General features: G+C 68.1%; 17 protein-coding genes. 8 read left to right on the top strand and 9 right to left on the bottom strand.

Features of this window, described 5'->3' with window-relative positions; genetic code table 11:
• The first annotated feature begins 116 nt into the window (after positions 1-116).
• Positions 117-956, top strand: coding sequence for an ion channel (locus tag ACQY46_RS06535; protein WP_428699460.1), 840 nt, complete (start codon positions 117-119; stop codon positions 954-956).
• 40 nt (positions 957-996) lie between these two features.
• On the opposite strand, the gene ACQY46_RS06530 is transcribed toward ACQY46_RS06535, so the two are convergent.
• Positions 997-1,767 (bottom strand): sterol desaturase family protein, encoded by a 771-nt coding sequence (locus ACQY46_RS06530; protein ID WP_428699459.1) that lies wholly within the window; start codon positions 1,765-1,767, stop codon positions 997-999.
• A 349-nt stretch (positions 1,768-2,116) separates the two neighbouring features.
• Here ACQY46_RS06530 and ACQY46_RS06525 point away from each other — a divergent pair, with 349 nt between their 5' ends.
• The 4 genes from ACQY46_RS06525 (at position 2,117) to ACQY46_RS06510 (ending at position 5,686) form a co-directional block, all read left to right on the top strand.
• On the top strand, positions 2,117-3,541 hold the full coding sequence (locus ACQY46_RS06525) for a cytochrome ubiquinol oxidase subunit I (RefSeq protein WP_428699458.1): 1,425 nt from the start codon (positions 2,117-2,119) through the stop codon (positions 3,539-3,541).
• Positions 3,542-3,545: 4 nt separating this feature from the next.
• Complete coding sequence (gene cydB, locus ACQY46_RS06520) at positions 3,546-4,553, top strand: cytochrome d ubiquinol oxidase subunit II (protein WP_428699457.1); 1,008 nt, start codon at positions 3,546-3,548, stop codon at positions 4,551-4,553.
• A complete protein-coding gene (locus ACQY46_RS06515; protein ID WP_428699456.1) occupies positions 4,553-4,699 on the top strand; it encodes a DUF2474 domain-containing protein in 147 nt (48 codons plus the stop codon). Before cydB ends, ACQY46_RS06515 begins: the two co-directional genes overlap by 1 nt.
• Before the next feature lie 114 nt (positions 4,700-4,813).
• A complete protein-coding gene (locus tag ACQY46_RS06510) occupies positions 4,814-5,686 on the top strand; it encodes an alpha/beta hydrolase family esterase (protein ID WP_428699455.1) in 873 nt (290 codons plus the stop codon).
• A 32-nt stretch (positions 5,687-5,718) separates the two neighbouring features.
• Here ACQY46_RS06510 and ACQY46_RS06505 read toward each other — a convergent pair whose 3' ends face one another.
• Together ACQY46_RS06505 and ACQY46_RS06500 are read right to left on the bottom strand one after the other, a co-directional pair.
• Positions 5,719-7,032 carry an OpgC family protein gene (locus ACQY46_RS06505; RefSeq protein WP_428699454.1) on the bottom strand — a complete coding sequence of 438 codons (1,314 nt, stop codon included), beginning with the start codon at positions 7,030-7,032 and terminating at the stop codon, positions 5,719-5,721.
• Between the two features lie 118 nt (positions 7,033-7,150).
• Positions 7,151-8,575 (bottom strand): tetratricopeptide repeat protein, encoded by a 1,425-nt coding sequence (locus ACQY46_RS06500; protein ID WP_428699453.1) that lies wholly within the window; start codon positions 8,573-8,575, stop codon positions 7,151-7,153.
• A 285-nt stretch (positions 8,576-8,860) separates the two neighbouring features.
• Here ACQY46_RS06500 and ACQY46_RS06495 point away from each other — a divergent pair, with 285 nt between their 5' ends.
• Together ACQY46_RS06495 and ACQY46_RS06490 are read left to right on the top strand one after the other, a co-directional pair.
• Positions 8,861-10,033, top strand: a complete 1,173-nt coding sequence (locus tag ACQY46_RS06495) for a YeeE/YedE family protein (protein WP_428699452.1) — start codon at positions 8,861-8,863, stop codon at positions 10,031-10,033.
• Between the two features lie 145 nt (positions 10,034-10,178).
• Entirely contained in the window at positions 10,179-10,655 is a 477-nt protein-coding gene (locus ACQY46_RS06490; protein ID WP_428699451.1) for a DUF302 domain-containing protein, read from the top strand.
• A gap of 19 nt (positions 10,656-10,674) precedes the next feature.
• On the opposite strand, the gene ACQY46_RS06485 is transcribed toward ACQY46_RS06490, so the two are convergent.
• The 6 genes from ACQY46_RS06485 to mdoH all read right to left on the bottom strand — a co-directional run bounded on the left by ACQY46_RS06485 (position 10,675) and on the right by mdoH (position 16,902).
• Entirely contained in the window at positions 10,675-10,863 is a 189-nt protein-coding gene (locus ACQY46_RS06485; RefSeq protein ID WP_428699450.1) for a helix-turn-helix transcriptional regulator, read from the bottom strand.
• Positions 10,860-11,255 (bottom strand): hypothetical protein, encoded by a 396-nt coding sequence (locus ACQY46_RS06480; protein WP_428699449.1) that lies wholly within the window; start codon positions 11,253-11,255, stop codon positions 10,860-10,862. The genes ACQY46_RS06485 and ACQY46_RS06480 overlap by 4 nt, the downstream gene beginning before the upstream one ends.
• Positions 11,256-11,366: 111 nt before the next feature.
• Positions 11,367-12,995 carry a thiamine pyrophosphate-binding protein gene (locus ACQY46_RS06475; protein ID WP_428699448.1) on the bottom strand — a complete coding sequence of 543 codons (1,629 nt, stop codon included), beginning with the start codon at positions 12,993-12,995 and terminating at the stop codon, positions 11,367-11,369.
• The gene (locus tag ACQY46_RS06470; RefSeq protein WP_428699447.1) at positions 12,992-14,296 is read right to left on the bottom strand and encodes a CaiB/BaiF CoA transferase family protein; all 1,305 of its coding nucleotides are present in this window, start codon (positions 14,294-14,296) and stop codon (positions 12,992-12,994) included. Before ACQY46_RS06470 ends, ACQY46_RS06475 begins: the two co-directional genes overlap by 4 nt.
• A gap of 44 nt (positions 14,297-14,340) precedes the next feature.
• Entirely contained in the window at positions 14,341-14,835 is a 495-nt protein-coding gene (locus tag ACQY46_RS06465; RefSeq protein ID WP_428699446.1) for a hypothetical protein, read from the bottom strand.
• 168 nt (positions 14,836-15,003) lie between these two features.
• Entirely contained in the window at positions 15,004-16,902 is a 1,899-nt protein-coding gene (gene mdoH / locus ACQY46_RS06460) for a glucans biosynthesis glucosyltransferase MdoH (protein ID WP_428699445.1), read from the bottom strand.
• 90 nt (positions 16,903-16,992) lie between these two features.
• On the opposite strand from mdoH, the gene ACQY46_RS06455 reads away from it, so the two are divergent.
• The gene (locus ACQY46_RS06455) at positions 16,993-17,994 is read left to right on the top strand and encodes a zinc-dependent alcohol dehydrogenase (RefSeq protein ID WP_428699444.1); all 1,002 of its coding nucleotides are present in this window, start codon (positions 16,993-16,995) and stop codon (positions 17,992-17,994) included.
• Positions 17,995-18,048: the final 54 nt, after the last annotated feature.

Genomic DNA, 18,048 nt, shown 5'->3' with positions numbered 1-18,048 from the left:
CCCGAAACTAAAATGGTTAACGAAAAGTTTGCGCCGATTCGCGAAAGAGTCAAAAGCCGATGTTTTTCCGGGGGCTGCGCCGGTCCGCGGGCAGCCCTTCCATGAGGACAATTGACGTGGCCGGACGCCTGCGGTCTCATCGCGCGATGACCGCAAAGACCTCTCATGCCGAAGATGACAGCTCCACCTATCGGCGCCTGCAGGCCCGGGTCCGCCGGCTCTATTTCGGCACCGACGCGACCGCGCGGCGCTGGCGACTGGCGCTGATCGCCTTCGACCTGGTGACGATCACCTATTTCATCGCCTCCTCGATGTTCGAGGCCGATGAGGTCGATCATCGCCTCGACTACCTCATCGGTGCGGTGCTGGCCGCCGACTATGTGCTGCGCCTGATCGCGGCCGCGCGGCCCTGGCGGGCGGCAATCGAATTCACCGCGCTGGCCGACCTCATCGTCATCGCCTCGCTGTTCGCCAGCGCCCTGGTCGAGAGCCTCGCCTTTCTCAGGGTGGTGCGCATGCTGCGGCTGATGCGCTCCTATCACCTGCTGCGCGAGATGCGGGAGTTCTCCTCATTCTTCCGCGCCAACGAGGAGATCATCCAGTCGACGGTCAACCTGATCGTCTTCGTTTTCGTCATCACCGCCATGGTCTACGTGACCGAAGGCCACCGCAATCCGGGCATCAACACCTATCTCGACGCGCTTTACTTCACCGTCACGACGCTGACCACGACCGGCTTCGGCGACATCACCATGACCGACGAGTACGGCCGTTTCCTCACCGTGCTGATCATGATCTTCGGGGTCGGGCTGTTCCTGCGTCTGGTGCAGACGATTTTCCGGCCGCAGAAGGTCATCCACAAATGCCCCGATTGCGGGCTGAGCAGGCACGATCCGGACGCGGTCCACTGCAAGCATTGCGGATTGATGCTGAACATCCCCACCGAGGGGATGTGAGGGGCACCCGTCATGCGCGACTGCCGGACGGGACGCGGCATCACGCGCCGCCGCCGGGCCTTTCCCGCGCGGGGTGTTCCATCTCCTCCACCTTGCGGTCATAGGCCGGATGCAGCGTGCCCATGATGCGGTCCCAGAGGGAGAACGTGTTGCTGAAGTTGCAGCGAAAGTTCGAGTGATGCTGGTCATGGTAGACGGTGCAGACCAGCGGCCAGGGCGTGCGCGCGGCCGGCGAAGCCACATGTTCGAACCCGCAATGGCCGACCATTCCGCTGGCCTGATCGTAGAGCTTGTGCAGGACCAGCACGAGCGCGGGTATCGGCAGAAGCAGCGGCGCCACCAGGAAATAGCCCTGCTCCACCGCCGTGCCGACAAAACTGTCTGAATTGTTGGCCCAGACCGTCGGCGTGACCGAACGGTGATGCAGGGCGTGGAACCGGAACAGCGCCTTGCTGTGCATTGCCCTGTGACCCCAGTAGAACCAGGTATCGTAGGCGATGGCCGAGACGACGCACCAGCCGAGGAAGGAAAGCAGGGTCAGATCCGCGGACGGGAAGAGGCCGTAGCCGTTCGCCTGGAGGCAGAGACCGCCGGCGACATAGCCCGCAACCGATACCAGGGCGACAAGGCTCTGGCGAATTTCGGCGCGGACCCGGTCGGAGCGCCGCCTTTGCTGGATACGGCGTTCGGGATGGCGGCGGTTCACGGCAACCAGCGCCGCACCCAACCCGAAATACAGGATCACGAGCGCGATGTAGGACGCGGCCCACACCGCCAGGAAGCCGGACCAGCCCGGCGGAAGCGAGATCATTCGGCACCCCTATGCTGCATCGCGGCAAGCGTAGAAGGTTTCCGCCGGGGTTGGAAGGGACCTCCGCACGCGCAGCGGCCGTCCGGCTGCGCCCTTCACCCGTCCGCACGGTCCAGACTGTCCTGCCCGTCCGCACTGCCATGCCCTGCCTGTCCTGACTGCGGGGTTGCGGCCGGGGCTTGCAGGCTTCAATCTGTCGCATGGGCACAACCGCCTGCCGACACAGTATTCCTGTCAAGCGTGTGCAAGGGTGCACGCGGCGCGCACAAGCCGGCGGATGCCGGTGCGCATGCGGGACGCCGGACAGCGTCCGCAAGGCGACCGCCAGCGAGAGGATGGAGACGGCAGCATGGAGTTTTCCGCACTAGACCTGGCCCGGTTCCAGTTCGCCTTCACGATCTCGTTCCACATCATCTTCCCGTCCTTCACGATCGGGCTCGCCAGCTACCTGATGGTGCTGGAGGGGCTGTGGCTGGCGACCAAGCGGGACGTCTACCTGACGCTGTTCAAGTACTGGCTGAAGATCTTCGCCGTCGCCTTCGGCATGGGCGTCGTCTCGGGCATCGTCATGACCTACCAGTTCGGCACCAACTGGTCGGTCTTTTCCGACAAGACCGGGCCTGTGCTGGGCCCGCTGATGGGTTACGAGGTGCTGTCCGCCTTCTTCCTGGAAGCCGGGTTCCTCGGCATCATGCTGTTCGGCCTGACACGGGTCGGACCGCGGCTGCATTACCTTGCCACCGTCATGGTCGCCTTCGGCACGGCGCTTTCCGGCTTCTGGATCCTGTCGGTCAACAGCTGGATGCAGACGCCGGCCGGCTACGCCATCAACGAGGCCGGCCAGTTCATTCCCGAAAACTGGTTCGAGATCGTCTTCAATCCGTCCTTCCCCTACCGGCTGGTTCACATGATGCTGGCCGCCTACCTGACCACCGCCTTCGTCGTCGGCGCGGTCGGCGCCTGGCATCTCCTGAAGGGCAGACGCGGCCCGGCAGGGGGCAACGAGGGCGCGCGCGTGATGCTGTCGATGGCGATGTGGATGGCGGCGATCGTCACCCCGATGCAGATCTTCGCCGGTGACCAGCACGGCCTCAACACGCTGGAGCACCAGCCGGCCAAGATCGCCGCGATGGAGGGCCATTTCGAGGGCGAGGAAGGCGCGCCGCTGATCCTCTTCGGCCTGCCCGACATGGAGGCGGCGGAAACCCGCTACAAGGTCGAGATCCCGAAGCTCGGCAGCCTGATCCTCACCCATTCGCTCGACGGCCGGGTGCCGGGCCTGAAGGATTTCCCGCGCGAGGACTGGCCGAACGCGGCCATCGTCTTCTGGTCGTTCCGGGTGATGGTCGGCATCGGCTTCGCCATGCTCGGGATCGGCCTGTGGAGCCTCTATCTGAGGGCGCGCGGGCGGCTTGCCGACACGCCGCTGTTCCATGGGGCGGTGCTTGCCATGGGGCCGGCCGGCTTCATCGCGGTGCTCGCGGGGTGGATCACGACGGAGGTCGGCCGCCAGCCCTATACGGTCTACGGGCTGCTGCGCACGGCCGACAGCATGTCGCCGGTCGACGCGCCGGCGGTGGCGACCTCGCTGGTCGTCTTCATCGTGGTCTATTTCATCGTCTTCGGCATCGGCACCGGCTACCTGCTGAAATCGATGGCCAAGACCCCGGACGCGGGCAGCGACGGACCGGAAAGCGGAACACCCTCGCGGGCGGCCGGCGTAACCCCGGCAGCGGCCTATAACGAGCGTTCCAGAAACCAGCCGGCGGAGTAGAGAGATGGATATCGACCTTGCCCTCGTCTGGGCCTTGCTTATCGCCGCTTCCGTGTTTCTGTACGTGGTGCTCGACGGCTTCGACCTCGGCATCGGCATCCTGTTCCCCACCGCCCGCTCCTCCACCGAGCGCGACGTGATGATGAACTCCATCGCACCCGTGTGGGACGGCAACGAGACGTGGCTGGTGCTGGGCGGCGGCGGGCTCTACGCGGTGTTCCCGCTCGCCTACGCGGTGCTGATGCCGGCGCTCTACGCACCGATCATGGCGATGCTCTTCGGTCTCGTCTTCCGCGGTGTCGTCTTCGAGTTCCGCTTCAAGGCCCCGCCCGAACGCCGCTGGGTCTGGGACATCTCCTTCTTCCTCGGCTCGCTGACGGCGGCACTGGCGCAGGGACTGGCGCTCGGCGCCATCGTCCAGGGCATCGAGGTGGAAGGACGCGCCTATGCCGGCGGCTGGCTCGACTGGCTGACGCCGTTCTCGGTGATGACCGCCATTGCCGTGGTCATCGGCTATGCGCTGCTTGGCGCGACCTGGCTGATCTGGAAATGCGAGGGGCCGATGCAGGCGCATTTTCGCGCCAAGGCGCGTCTTCTCGGCGGGCTGATGCTGGCGATGATCTGCATCGTCAGCCTGTGGACCCCGGCGCTCGACCCGCAGATCGCGGCGCGCTGGTTCGCCTTCCCCCAGATCCTCTACACCGCGCCGGTGCCGCTGATGGTGCTGGGCCTTGCCGTGCTGCTGTTCAACAGCCTCGCCTCGACCCGCGACGCGACACCCTTCCTGGCAAGCCTCGGCCTGTTCCTCGTCACCTTCGCCGGGCTCGGTATCAGCCTCTACCCCAACATCGTGCCGCCGGCGATCTCCATCTGGGATGCGGCCGCGCCCGACAGTTCGCTTCTCTTCCTGCTGGTCGGCGCGGCGGTGCTGATCCCGATGATCCTGGCCTATAGCGGCTATGCCTACTGGGTGTTCCGCGGCAAGGTGCGGCCAGACGAGGGCTATCACTGATGGCGGGCATGGCGAGCGAGCGGCACGGCGGCGACAGGAAGCCGGGCGGCCTCGGCCGCCGCCTCGCCTGGTTCGCCGCCCTGTGGATCGCCGGCGTGACGACGCTGACGCTCGTTGCCGGGGCGATACGCTGGGCGATCCTGTAGGGTCGCCCGGCCCCTTCACCAAAGCGTGAGCGGCCGGCGGCATGTCCGCCCTTGCCCCCGTGGCCGGCATGGCCATCCTTGTGACAGGTGCTTGCCAGCCTGTCAGGAGCGCAGATGATCCCCCGCCATCGACACCTGCCCGTTGCCGCCGTTGCCGCCCTGCTTGCCCATGCCTGCCTGTCGATGCTCTCTCCGCCCGCAAGGGCCGCCGGGATCGGCACCGATGCCGTCTGCGGGATCGAGATCCCCTGCCGCATCGCCGGCGGGGAATACCGGATCCGCTTTCCCGGGGACTGGGACGGAAAGACGCCGCTCGGCGCCATCGTCTTCCTGCATGGCTGGCGCGGATCGGCGGAGGCCGAGATGCGCAACCAGGCATGGGTGCGACTGGCCGACCGGCTGGGCGTCGCCTTCGTCGTGCCGCAGGGCGAGGGCGGAACCTGGTCCTATCCCGGCGCGCCCCGGCAGCTGCGCGACGAGTTCGACTTCTTCGGGGCGCTTGTCGAGAACCTGACGACGCGGTTTCCTCTACGCCGCGACCGGCTGATGGCGACCGGCTTTTCCATGGGCGGCTCGATGGTGTGGAACATCGCCTGTCGTCGCGGCGATCTTTTTGCCGGCTATGCACCCATCGCCGGCGCCTTCTGGGACCCGGTGCCGCAAACCTGCCCGTCGGACGTGCCGGTGCTCTTCCACGTGCACGGGACAAGCGATCGCACCGTGCCGCTGGAGGGACGGCCGATCGGCGACAAGTGGCGGCAGTCGGATGTCGCGGAAAGCCTTGCCGTGTGGCAGGACAAGGCCGGCCTGCCGCATGATTTTCCCGAAACCGCTCCGGCGCAAGGGCTCGCCTGCCAGCGGCAGGAGGCCGGAACCGGCCCGGGCATTCTCGAGGTCTGCCTGCACAAGGGCGGGCACAGCGTGCGCGCGGAATGGGTGGAGCGGGCGTGGCGGGCGCTGGCTGCACGGCTGGGCTGGAGCAGCTAGCCGCCCGCGCGCGGGCCCCTGGAGAACCGTCCCTATTCGGCCGGCTCGTCCTGGCGGGCGCGCTTGGCGCCGCCGCTCTCCGCCTCGCGCGTCGCCTCGGGACGCGCCGCAGCGGTGCGGGAGGCCTGTGCCGGCGAACCGGTCCCGGAAGAAGACCCGGCATGGGCCGGCGTCGCACGCGGCCGGCGCCAGGGCTCCTTCTTGAACCATGAAACCAGATAGGCGACGGCGATCAGACCGGCAAAGCCGCCGAGATTGGCCAGCAGTTCCATCAGCGGATCGCCGCGGCCCCACGCCATGTCGCGCAGGATGCCGATCGCCTGGGCAAGAACGAGACTTGCCAGGAAGACGGCCAGCGACTGCTGGCCGACCCGCTGCACGACGCGCACGAAGCGCCCCCAGAGGTTGTCGACGACGAGATAGCGCCCGCCGGCGCCGACCGCGATCCAGGCGAGATAGGCAAGCGCCAGGAAATGCACATAGCGCAGCAGGCCGAACGTCGTCTTGTCCCAGAGCGGCATGACCGCATCCCGGGCGGCGAAAAGCTGCGGCACGGCATCGTAGGCGACATGCCAGGCAAAGGGCACGGAGGCGAGGACGACGAAGGCGGCGGCGGCAATCAGCGTGCGGTTGACCGGCGGCGCCGGCAGCCAGCCGCGCATCAGGGCGAAGCCGGTGAAGAAGACAAGCTGCCAGGCGAAGGGGTTGAAGAACCACGTCCGGTCGGACCAGGGTTCGGCCGGCAGGTCGAGAAACCCGAAGCCGGCGGCAAGCCAGAGCGCGGCCATCAGGCCGAAGACGGCCGGCCGCGACACCCGCGAGACCGCCATCATCACCGGCAGCAGCAGCAGGATGACGATATACATCGGCAGGATGTCGAAATAGTTGGGCACATAGGTGAGCGTCAAGAGGCCGGGCAGGTTCTCTCCCGCGCGCTCGAAGAAATGCCAGAGATTGAGCGAGCCGACATAGTCCTCGGTGAGGCCGCAGCAGGCCTCCAGATAGCCGCTGTTGTGGATCGCCACGAGACCGGCGGCGATCAACAGGAACTGGCAGACATGGGCGAAATAGACCTGCCAGACGCGGTGGCCGACGCGGGCGACGCCCATCGCCCAGCCGTGCTGGTCGAAGACCTTGCCGAAGGCGATGGCCGACGCCATGCCCGAGCAGAAGACGAACATCTCGGTGGCGTCGGAAAACCCGAACCGGGCCGGGATCCACAGGGTCCAGGTGTTGTTCGGCAGATGCGCAATAAAGATGATGAACATGCCGATGCCGCGAAAGAAGTCGAGCCGCGGGTCGCGCGGCCTCGGCACGGCGGCAGCCGGTTTTGCATGAACGTTCACGATCCGCCAGTCTCCTGTTCGTTTCCCGGTTCCCGGAATTCGCGCCCATTCACCCGCCGATCATGGCCCAATTCGGGCGACGGGCACGCGCATCCACCGGGATCTGTCCGCCCCCCGCTCAGGCGGGAACGGCGCGCAGGCTCTCGTCCTGCATGATACGGGCCGCCGCACGCATGCGCGCTGCCCGCTCCAGCCGGACTTCCGCGAAGCGGTCGAGGCCGCCGCGCAGGGCCAGCCGCTCGCGCAGCACCCGCTCGGCATCCCCGGCAAGACCGGCGCGCAGCGCCGCCTCCACAGCCAGCCGCTCGAAGACATCCCGCTGCGCGTGGCTGCCGCCGACCGAGCGCAGCGCCGGGCGCGCCTGATCGAGATGATGGAAGGCGGAGAAGAAATTGCCACGGCCGTAGGCTTCAAGGCCCCGGGCCGCCGGCAGGCCGGCCGCACCCGCGACACGGCCCATGTCGGTTTCCTCCTCCGCATGGGCGCCCAGCGAGGCGAGCAGGTGGTCGGCCGCCTCGCGCCGGTCGCCCCCCTCAAGAGCCATCAGGTAGTGCAGGTCGGCGAAGATGTTGCAACGATCGTCGACGCGCCCCTCCGACAGCCGCGCCAGTTCCTCCCAGCGACCGCCGACATTGGCGCCCTCGATCTCGAGCCGCACCAGCAGCGAGGCGGCATTCGAGATATCGCGATAATCGTCGGTCCGCTCAGCGCGGATCTCCTCGTCATAGAGATCGAGCACGCGGGCGATATCGCCCTTGTCGAGATACATCAGCGCCAGATGCCACCAGACATGGAAGCGGAAATTGTTGCAGTGGGCGAAGGCGGCGGTGTTGGCCTCCAGCCATTGCCGCCCGGCATCGGCGCGCGCCGTCATGTCGTAGACATGGGCGACCGCATGCAGCCCCCAGGCATCGTCCGGCGCGTGCTCGACGGCCTGCCGGCCGAGCCGTTCGGCCGTGACGTAATCGCCCGCCTCCTCGAAAGCGAAAGCGCGACAACCGAGGAAATAGCCATAGGCAGGGTGGTCCGCGCCCACCGCACCGGCGACGCTTTCCAGGGAGCGATGCATGCCGGCGGCGTCGCCGAGCACGAAGCGGATCGCATGAACGAGCTTCATCAGCAGCGGATCGGCGGGATGCGCCTGCAGGGCGGCATCGAGGCGGTCGGCGGCGCGCGAGGGATATCCGCCGAGCCAGTCGGCAAGCGCGTCGACCACAGCCGCTTCCCGCGCGCTCGCGCCGACAGCCTTGCGTGCCTGGTCGGCGGTTTTCCAGTCCGCCCGCGCCACGTCGACCAGCTCGCGCCGGCCGAGCAGCATGCAGAACAGCCCGTGGGCGGCATGGCCCATGGCGAAATGAGGATCGAGCCGGAGCGTTTCGGCGATCAGGTCGGGGGTGCGTGTGCCATGCGAGAGAAACGCATGCACCGTGCCCGTCCAGGGCGCCAGCGCGGACGCCTGCCCGAGTGTCAGGGGATAGCCGTAGCTGTCGAGGATCGTCATCGGTACCGTCCTGCCGGCGGCCAGCGGCCGCGTGGTCGTCATGTCCGCGCCATGTCCGCGCGCCATCCCCGTGCGGGGGGCCCGCACCAGCGGGCCGTGGAGGCGGCGGCGCGGCGCGGATCGTCCGCCCTGTTCCTGCAAAGTGTTCCGCTGCCAAAGTTGACAAGCAATACACAATAACTTGTGACGGCCGTGTCCGTTCCCTTCGCCATGAAAGGATCCATGTTCCAATCATGGCAAAAGCCCGGAACCGGACTTGCGCGCGCGCCGCACGGGATGGAAACGAATACCTTTCGGGACGTTCGGGAAAACGGTAAACGATTGAGCATGACAGCCCTCGTCCAAAATCTTTCGAAGACCCTCTCGAACGCGAACCGCACGGTTCTGGCGCTGGCGCTCGCCGCGCTCGCAGCCGTTGCGCTCGCCGCCGGCAACACCGGCGGCATGCGGCTCGGCCTTGCCGTTTTGATCGGCGGGTTCGCCGGCACCGCGCTCTATCACGCCAGCTTCGGCTTCACCGCCGCCTGGCGGCGCATCGTGACGGAAAAGCGCGGCGGCGGATTGCGGGCCCAGTTCCTGCTGATCCTGCTGACCTCGGCGATCTCCTTTCCGCTGATCGCCTGGGGCGCCTCCTTCGGCATGCCGACAGGCGGGTTCGTCTTCCCCTTCGGCGTGGCGGCTGCGATCGGCGCCTTCGCCTTTGGCTTCGGCATGCAGCTGGGCGGCGGCTGTGCCTCCGGCACGCTGTTCACCGCCGGCGGCGGCTCGACGCGGATGATGGTGACGCTCGCCGCCTTCGTCACCGGGTCCGTCGCGGCGACCCCGCACATGCATCTGTGGGGGGAGCTGCCGAAGCTGCCGGCCCTGTCGCTCGTCACCGAGTTCGGCCCGCTCGGCGCCTATGCGGCGACGGCTGCCGTGCTCGGCCTGGTGGCGCTGTGGAGCATCAGGGTCGAGACCCGCGCCCATGGCAGCCTCGCCGAGCCGAAGCCGACCGTCTCGGTGCTCGCCGGACCCTGGTCGCTGGTCTTCGGCGCGGTCGCCATCGCGCTGGTCGGCATCGCCACCTTCCTCGTGCTCGGCCGGCCCTGGGGCATCACCTCGGGCTTTGCCCTTTGGGGCGCCAAGATCTGGCAGTTCCTCGGCGGGCCGGTCACCGACTGGCCCTACTGGCAATGGCAGAAGGGGGCGCTGGAGGCGTCCGTCTTCGCCGACGCCACCTCGGTGATGAATTTCGGCATCCTGCTCGGCGCCATGGCGGCGGCCGCCATCGCCGGCAAATACGCGCCCGTATGGAAGCTGTCGCGCCGGGATCTCGCCACCGCCATCATCGGCGGGCTCTTGATGGGCTACGGCGCGCGGCTCGCCTATGGCTGCAATATCGGCGCCTATCTCGGCGGCATCGTCTCCGGCTCGATGCATGGTTGGCTATGGCTGGTCTTCGGCTTCATCGGCAGCCTTGCCGGCACGCGCCTGCGCCTCAGGCTCGGCATGGGCTGAGGCGAAGGTCGAGGCTGGGCCGAGACAAGCGGACCCGCCTTCAGCAAATCGTGACTGCCGCTCAAGCGGGCGTGCGACGCATCTCGCAGGCAATGGCCTTAGGCTCCAACGGTCACCGACGATCCGTCACAGCTGGAGCCCCGTCATGCGCGCCACCCTCGCCCTTCTCGCCGCCTTCGTGTTCCTTGTCCTGCCCGCAAAAGCGGAAATCGCACCGCGTCCGGGCTGGGTCGTGATCGGGACCGGTCACGGTTTCGCCAAGCTGGTCGAGCGGGTGAAGCAGGCCGTTGCCGAGGAGCAGATGGGGCTCGTCACCCAGGCGAGCGCCTCGGACGGGGCGGCGATGCAGGGCATCGCCATTCCCGGCAACCGGGTCCTTGGCGTCTATCGCAACGACTATGCGCGGCGGATGCTGGCGGCGAGCCTCGCCGCCGGCATCGAGGCGCCGATCCGCTTCTACGTCACGGAAGACAGCGACGGCGGCGCGACGCTTTCGTGGAAGACGCCGGGTCATGTCTTCGCCCCCTATATGGACGAAGGCGGCGCGGCACTGAAAGAACTTGCCGGGGAACTCGACGCGGTCTTCGCAAGGATCGGCGAACGGGCGGCGCGGGCCGACTGACCCGCCCGGTGCCGCCCCTTCACGGCTGGAAGACATCCTCGATGGCGACGCCGAACAGGCGGGCGATGCGGAAGGCGAGCGGCAGGCTCGGGTCGTAGCGGCCACGCTCCAGCGCGTTGACCGTCTGGCGCGAGACCTCCAGCCGCGCGGCAAGGTCGGCCTGCGACCAGCTCCGCTCGGCGCGCAGCTGCTGGATGCGGTTGTTCATCGGTAGCGCCACTGCGCCACAAAAGTGCCCAGCGCCCAAAAGCTGCACATCAGCGGCAGGACGATGAAGAGCGACAGTTTCGGAAAGCCGACATTCTCCAGAAAGCCGTAGCTGAAGGTTGCCAGCGCCGTCGCGGCGAAGGACAGCGACAGGGCCTCGAGCTGCACCCTCCGCTGCATCTCGTCCATGCCGCGAATGAGCCGGACAATGCAGACGCACAGCGCGATCACGGGAATGACCGGGCTGAGCGAGACGGCAAGCTCGGCCATCCGCCCCTCGACGCCATGGGCAAGCATGCGCAGCGACACGACGAGCGTGACCACATAGGCGGCGAAGGCGAGCAGGCAGGGCATCGCGCGGCGAAGAAGAAGAGAAGCGGATCGCTTGTCCATGAGAACTTCCTGTAAAGCGTGCTTTACATTTGGCGTCCCGACCGGATGATGTCAAGCACGCTTTACATTTCGACGCCGGACATCTCGACGCCGGGCCCCGTGGTCGTCCCTTCAGAACTTGCCGTCATAGGCGCGCCGGCCGATGCGGCAGGCAAGCAGCGTGTAGGTGTCGCGGGCAAGGGCGGTGCGTGCCTCGCGGGCCAGCGTTTCCGTGTCGTCCACCCAGACGCCATGGCCGCCCATGGCACGGGCAAGGGCCGGGAAATCCGTACCGGCGAAGTCGACACCGACATTGGCGCGCTGGCCGGCGCGCTGTTTCAGCTCGATCAGCGCAAGGCTCTCGTCGACCAGCACGCAGACGACGACCGGCAGGCCGAGATCGCGCAAGGTCGCCAGCTCGCCGAGGCCCATTTCAAGGCCCGCATCGCCGACGAAGACGACAACGGGCCGTTCCGGCTCGGCCAGCGCATGCCCCATGCCAAGCGGCAGGGCGCAGGCCATGGTGCACAGCGCGGAGGACTGCAGCATGGCGCGCGAAAAGCCCGCCCGCCAAACCTGCGAGGCGAGGATGCGGTGGGCGCCGCTGTCGGCGGTGGCGACCGTCTCGGCCGGAAGCGCGGCGCGCAGCGTATGGAAGACGCTTGCCGGTCCCCAACCGGAGGGTTCTTGCGCGAACTGCGCGGCAAGGGCGGTGCGGACGCCTTCGATCTCGCCGCCCGGCCATGTGGCGCGCGGCGACAGCCCTTCGGCAAGCGCTGCAAGTCCCGGCGCGACGCCGCAGGGGAGAAGATGGCGGACGGCATGCATGCCGTGCCGGCGCGGGGCGGCGGCGATTTCCACGACCGGAGCATCGGGGGCCCAGGGATCGCGCCAGTTGATCCGCATCTCGATCGGGTCGTAGCCGAGGAGCAGGACGCAGTCGGAGGCCTCAAGCAGCGGCAGGAGATGCGCATCGGCGCGCGGCGAAAGGCCGGCGCCACCAAGGGCGAGCGGATCGCTTTCGTCCAGAAGCCCCTTGGCCTTGTAGGTGGTGACGAGCGGCACGTTGAACCGGCGGCAGAAATCGGCGACCGCAGCGCCGGCGCCCTCGTTGACAGCATCGACGCCGGCGATGGCGATCGGGCGTTCGGCCGCCGCAAGCAGCGCCCGGGAAGCCTTCAGGCTGGCACCCGCCGGCACGAGATCGCGAGGATCGGCAAGGGCCGGCAACGGAAGAAGAGCCTCGTCCGTCTCCCCTTCGGCGACGCCGATGGGCACATCCACATGCACCGGGCCGGGCTGGCCCTCCATCGCCGTGAGGATCGCCTTGTCCATCATGGCGGAGAGCGTGCCGCGACTGGCGCGGAAGCTCGCCTTGACGACGGGGCGCAACAACTGCTGGTGATCGAAGACCTGATGGGTATAGGTCTCCGCCTCGGCGGCATCGACGCAGCCGGTCAGGAAGATCAGCGGCACCCGGTCCTGCCAGGCATTGGCGACAACGTTGACCGCGTTGGCAACGCCGGGCCCGAGGGTCGCAAGCAGCACGCCCGGCGCGTTATGGCCGGCGCGTGCCTCGGCATGCCAGACGCCCTCGGCCATGAAGCCGCCGGCATTCTCGTGCTTGACCAGATGGAAGGCGATGCCGGCTGCATCGAGCGCGCCCATCAGCGCCAGCACCTCGCCGCCGGGGATGCCGAAGGCGTGGCGGCAGCCCGCCTGGCCAAGCTTCGCCGCGATCACATCCGCGCCGCTGGTCATGCCTCGTCGTCTCCCGCTTCCCCGTCCGTGGCAATCGCGCCGCTTCGCGCCAGCTCCCCGATATCCCCCTCGCCAAGGCCAAGCCAGTCGGAGAGAACCGGTGCGGCATCCGCGCCGAGGCGCGGCGGCGCATGGCGATAGGTCACCGGCGTTTTTGAGAGTTTCAGCGGATTGCCGATCAGGGCGACCTCGCCGGTGGCCGGGGTCTCGTGCTTCATCGAAATGCGCATGCCGCGATGGCGGATCTGCGGATCGTCAAACACCTCGCCGACATCGTTGATCGGGCCGCAGGGCACGCCGGCTCTCTCCAGCGCGGCGATCCAGTCGGCCTTGTTGCGCGCGCCTGTCAGCCGCTCGATTTCCGGTTCCAGCGCGGCGCGGTTCCGGACCCTGTCTGCATTGCGGGCAAAACGCGGGTCGCGGGCAAGCGCCGGGTCGCCCGCCACCTCGCAGAAGCGGGCGAATTGCGCGTCGTTGCCGACCGCAAGGATGAAGGCGCCGTCGCGCGCCGGATAGGCGTTGTAGGGAACGATGGCCGGGTGGGCGTTGCCGCGACGCGGCGGCACGTTGCCGTCGGTGAGATAGGCCGCCCCCTGGTTGATCAGCCAGGCCACCTGGGTGTCGAGCAGCGCCACGTCGATATGTTGCCCCTCGCCGGTCGCGCCGCGGTGGTGGAGCGCCGCGAGGATGGCGTTGGAGGCATACATGCCGCACATCACGTCGGCGATGCCGACGCCCGCCTTGGTCGGTTCGCCGCCGTCCGCGTCGGGACGGCCGGTCAGCGACATCAGCCCGCCCATGCCCTGGATGAGGAAGTCGTAACCGGCGCGGCCGGCATAGGGCCCGTCCTGGCCGAAACCGGAGATCGAGCAATAGATCAGGCCGGGGTTTTCCGCCGCAAGCGCCTCGTAGCCGAGCCCCTTGCCGGCAAGGTCGCCGACCTTGAAATTCTCCACCAGAACATCGGCCTCGCGCGCCAGCCGTCGGATGAGCGCGACGCCCGCCTCGCTCGCCAGGTCGACGGCGAGCGAGCGCTTGTTGCGGTTGGAGGAAAGGTAATAGGCGCTCTCGCGCGTCTCCCTGCCTTGCGAGTCGCGCAGGAAGGGAGGCCCCCAGCCGCGCGTGTCGTCGCCTGTTCCCGGACGCTCGATCTTGACCACGTCGGCGCCGAGATCGCCGAGCAGCTGGGTGGCGGTGGGACCGGCCAGGATGCGCGAAAGATCGAGAACCCTGAGGCCGGAAAGCGGACCGCTCCCGCCGGTTGCGGCGGAAGCGGCTGTGTCGGGATCAGGCAGCGTCATGTTCTCTCGCGTTCACGGGTGGGCGTCTCGCCTGAACGGGCCGCTCAGGACGGCGTGCGCAGCCGGACAACGAGGCCGGTAACCAGGCCGAACAGCAGATGGCCGACAAGCGAGGCCCAGGTCAACTGGATGAAGCCGAGGAAGGGCGACAGTCCCGCGATCAGATGCGCCATGATGTAGAGCGCGAAAACCCACAGGCCGGTTCCGAAACCGAGCGCCACGACCGGCCAGGGCAGGAAGGGAAGGAACCGGTCGGCGATCGGCTTGGCGATGAAGAGATAGCCGAGCGGATAGAACACGACGCCGACGACGAGATGGACGATCTCGGCGATCGTGAAATTGCTGAAGCCGAAGACCGACTGGACAAGGGCTGCCGGTTGCAGCGGGCCGCCGACCCAAAGCGGTGTGATGAAGCGCGCCCAGATCTCCCAGGTGCCGTCGGCGAAGACGCCGGCGATCAGCGCCGTGACGAGCGTGGCGAGCGTGAGCGGGGGAAAGAACCCGGCGGTTCCCTCCCGTGCGGTGACGGACTGTTGCATGGCGTGTCTCCCTGGCCCCGATCCGCGGCCCCTGCCGCGGTGACATGCCCAAAGTGGGTCGGCGCGCCGATCCGTGCAAATCAACGGCGCGCGATGGCCAAGTCAAGCAGGATCACGCCGACGCGACATCGGCGTGACCCGGGGACGCGCTCCGGGACAGGCGGTTCGTCATGCCTCCGCCTTGGCCATCTCGCCGGCAAACAGCGGCGCGGGCTGCCCGAAGCGGACACCGAGCGAGGCATGCGCCGGCAGGCGAAGGGGCAGCAGGCATTCCGGCGGCGCGGTTTCCTCCGGCAGCCGCCAGAGCCGCGAGGCCAGCGCCAGACGGCCCGCCGTCTCGCCCGACGTCAGCCGCGCGAAGGGGATCGCCAGCGCGGGACCGAGGATGACGGGCAGCAGCGGCCAGACGAGCCCCGGCGCGAAGGCGGCCGCCCAGGCGAAGCCGGCCAGGCCGAACAGCGTCTGCGGCCAGAGCTTGGCCGCGCACAGGGTGAGCGGCAAGGTGCGGTTGTCGCGGATCTGGGCGCCCCAGCCGATCGCCTTGCCGAAGGGCAGCCCGGCGATGAAGAGCGACACGGCAACGGCGATGACCGGCGCCATCAGGGCGGCGAAGACGAGCTCGACGAACCAGCTCGCGGCAATGCGCGGCGCGCCGCCAAAGGCCCGGCGCTGCTTTGGATCGGCGAGAATGTCGAGAAAACTCGCGATCTTCGGCGCGAAGATCATCGTCAGGACGATGACAAAGAGCGTGAAACCGGTGACTTCCTCGAAGCGGATCAGCTCGGCACCGCCCAGCGCGACGATGACCGCGCCGGTGGCCATGAAGGTCAGCCAGGCGGGGGCGGAGACGAACATCAGGATCGCCAGCACCAGCTGGACGCGGCTCACCGGCTTCAGGCCGGCCAGGCGCAACAGCTTCAGGTACTGGAGATTGCCCTGGCACCAGCGCAACTCGCGGCGGATGAACTCGAGCAGGTTGGGCGGGTTTTCCTCGAAACTCTCCGTCTCCACCGGCAGCACCCGCACCTCGTGGCCGGCGCGGCGCATCAGCACCGCCTCGACCTGGTCGTGGCTGAGCACCCAGCCCGACAGCGGTCCCCTGCCCGGCAGGACGGGAAGCTCGCAATGCTCGGTGAAGGGCTTCACCCGCCAGATGGCGTTGTGGCCCCAATAGGGACCGCAATCGCCCTGCCACCATGCACTTCCCAGCGTGTAGGAGCGCATGCCGAGCCGCATGCCGAACTGGAAAACGCGGGCGAAGGCGCTGACCGTCGGACTGCCGACGACCAGCGTCTGGAGAATGCCGAGACGCGGATTGGCATCCATCCGGGCGACAAGGTCGAGCATGGTGCGCGCCGACAGGAAGCTGTCGGCGTCGAGCACGATCGCATAGTCGTGGGCCGCGCCCCAGCGCTCGAGGAAATCGCGGATATTGCCGGCCTTGAAGCCCGGATTGTCGGCGCGTCGGCGATAGACGACCGGCATCCGGTCGGCCCAGCGCTCGGCGAGGGCGGCGAAGACATGCGCCTCGCGTGCTGCGATCTCCTCGTCATTGGTGTCGCTGAGCACATAGAGGGTGAAGCCCGGGGCGCGGCCGGCACGGTCGATATCCGCGGCCATCGCGTCGAGGCGCTGGGACACCTCGTCGACATCCTCGTTGCGGATGCAGGAGAGGATCGCGGTCGAGGCGGGGCTCGCCTGACGCGGGTCGCCCGGCGCTATCGGGCAGACGGCGGCCACGGGATCGCGCGACAGGCGCATCAAGGCCAGGCCGATGACCGCGTTCCAGAAGCCGATCGCCGTCCAGGGCAGGGTGAGCAGGAAACAGGCCATCATCAGCGCTTCCGCCCAGCTGATGCCGCCGGTTGCAAAGCTGGCGCCGAGCAGCGCGGTCAGCGCCGCGACGGTGCCGAGCACCAGCGCGGCGAACGCGACCCGGCGCAGCGCCACGCGGCGCGCATCGACGGGTTCGGTCTCCATGCGCGCGCGCCGGTCGCCGACCGCCTCGGCAACGCATCCGCCTGCTGTGTCCGGATTGAGAAAGGTCGGCAATTTCCTGTAAAACATGAAACAGAACCTCGTAGACAGATGGTCGGCGACAGCGGATGCCCGGCCCGTTCTGTTGCGCTATACGTCGCGCCGGACTAAGGAGGATTTGTGACGCAGCGCAACATCCCGAAAATAATTCCGCAGACCGCGCAGGCGCTCTGGACCGTCGGCCCCGGGCAACTGGAAATACGCGAGACGCGCCTCCCCGGACCAGATGCCGGGAGCCTGCGCATCCGCGCCCTGTGGAGCGCGGTGAGCCTTGGCACGGAGCGCCTCGTCCTTGCCGGGGACGTACCGGAAAGCGAGCGGGAACGCATGCGCGCGCCCTTCCAGGAAGGCGAGTTCCCGTTCCCCGTGAAATACGGCTATGCCTGCGTCGGCGAGGTCGCCGGCGGCGATGCATCGCGCCTCGGCGAGATCGTCTTCTGCCTCTATCCGCATCAGTCCCTCTTCAACATTCCGGCCGGGGCCGCGGTCCCGGTCCCGGCCGGCGTCCCGCCCCTGCGCGCCATTCTCGCGGCCAACATGGAGACCGCGCTCAACGGGTTATGGGACGGCAACGCCTCACCGGGGGATCACATTGCCGTGGTCGGCGGCGGGGTTGTCGGCCTCCTCGTCGCCCGGCTCTGCGCGCAACTGCCGGGGACGCGGGTGACGCTGGTCGACACCGATCCGGCAAAGGAAGAACCCGCACGCGCGCTCGGTGCCGGTTTCGCGATGCCGGCCAACGCGCCCGCCGGACAGGATCTCGTCTTCCATGCGAGCGGACACCCGGCCGGGCTCGACACGGCGCTGGCGCTGGCGGGAACCGAGGCGACGGTGGTGGAGATGAGCTGGTACGGCACGAAACCCGTCACCGCCACGCTCGGCGGCGGCTTCCACAGCCAGCGGCTGACGCTGCGTTCCAGCCAGGTCGGCCGCATCCCGCCCGGGCGGCAGGCGCGCTGGACCCATCGCAGGCGGCTGGAGACGGCGCTGTCACTTCTGCGTGATCCCGCGCTTGATATCCTGCTTTCATCGCCGATCCGGCTTATCGACGCCCCACAGGCCCTGCCGGACATCCTGGCAGGCAGGCGCGTGGTCCTGGCGCAGCCCATCGCCTACGGCTGAAAGTGCGCCGGCCATCGCGAGGGCCGGCCGATCCGGCGAAACGTTCCGACAAAG

It is taken from the genome of Stappia sp. (assembly GCF_965276915.1).
In the GTDB taxonomy this organism is placed as follows: Bacteria; Pseudomonadota; Alphaproteobacteria; order Rhizobiales; family Stappiaceae; genus Stappia.
Note: the sequence above shows the minus strand (reverse complement) of the source record. Positions and strands in the feature narration are given on the sequence as shown.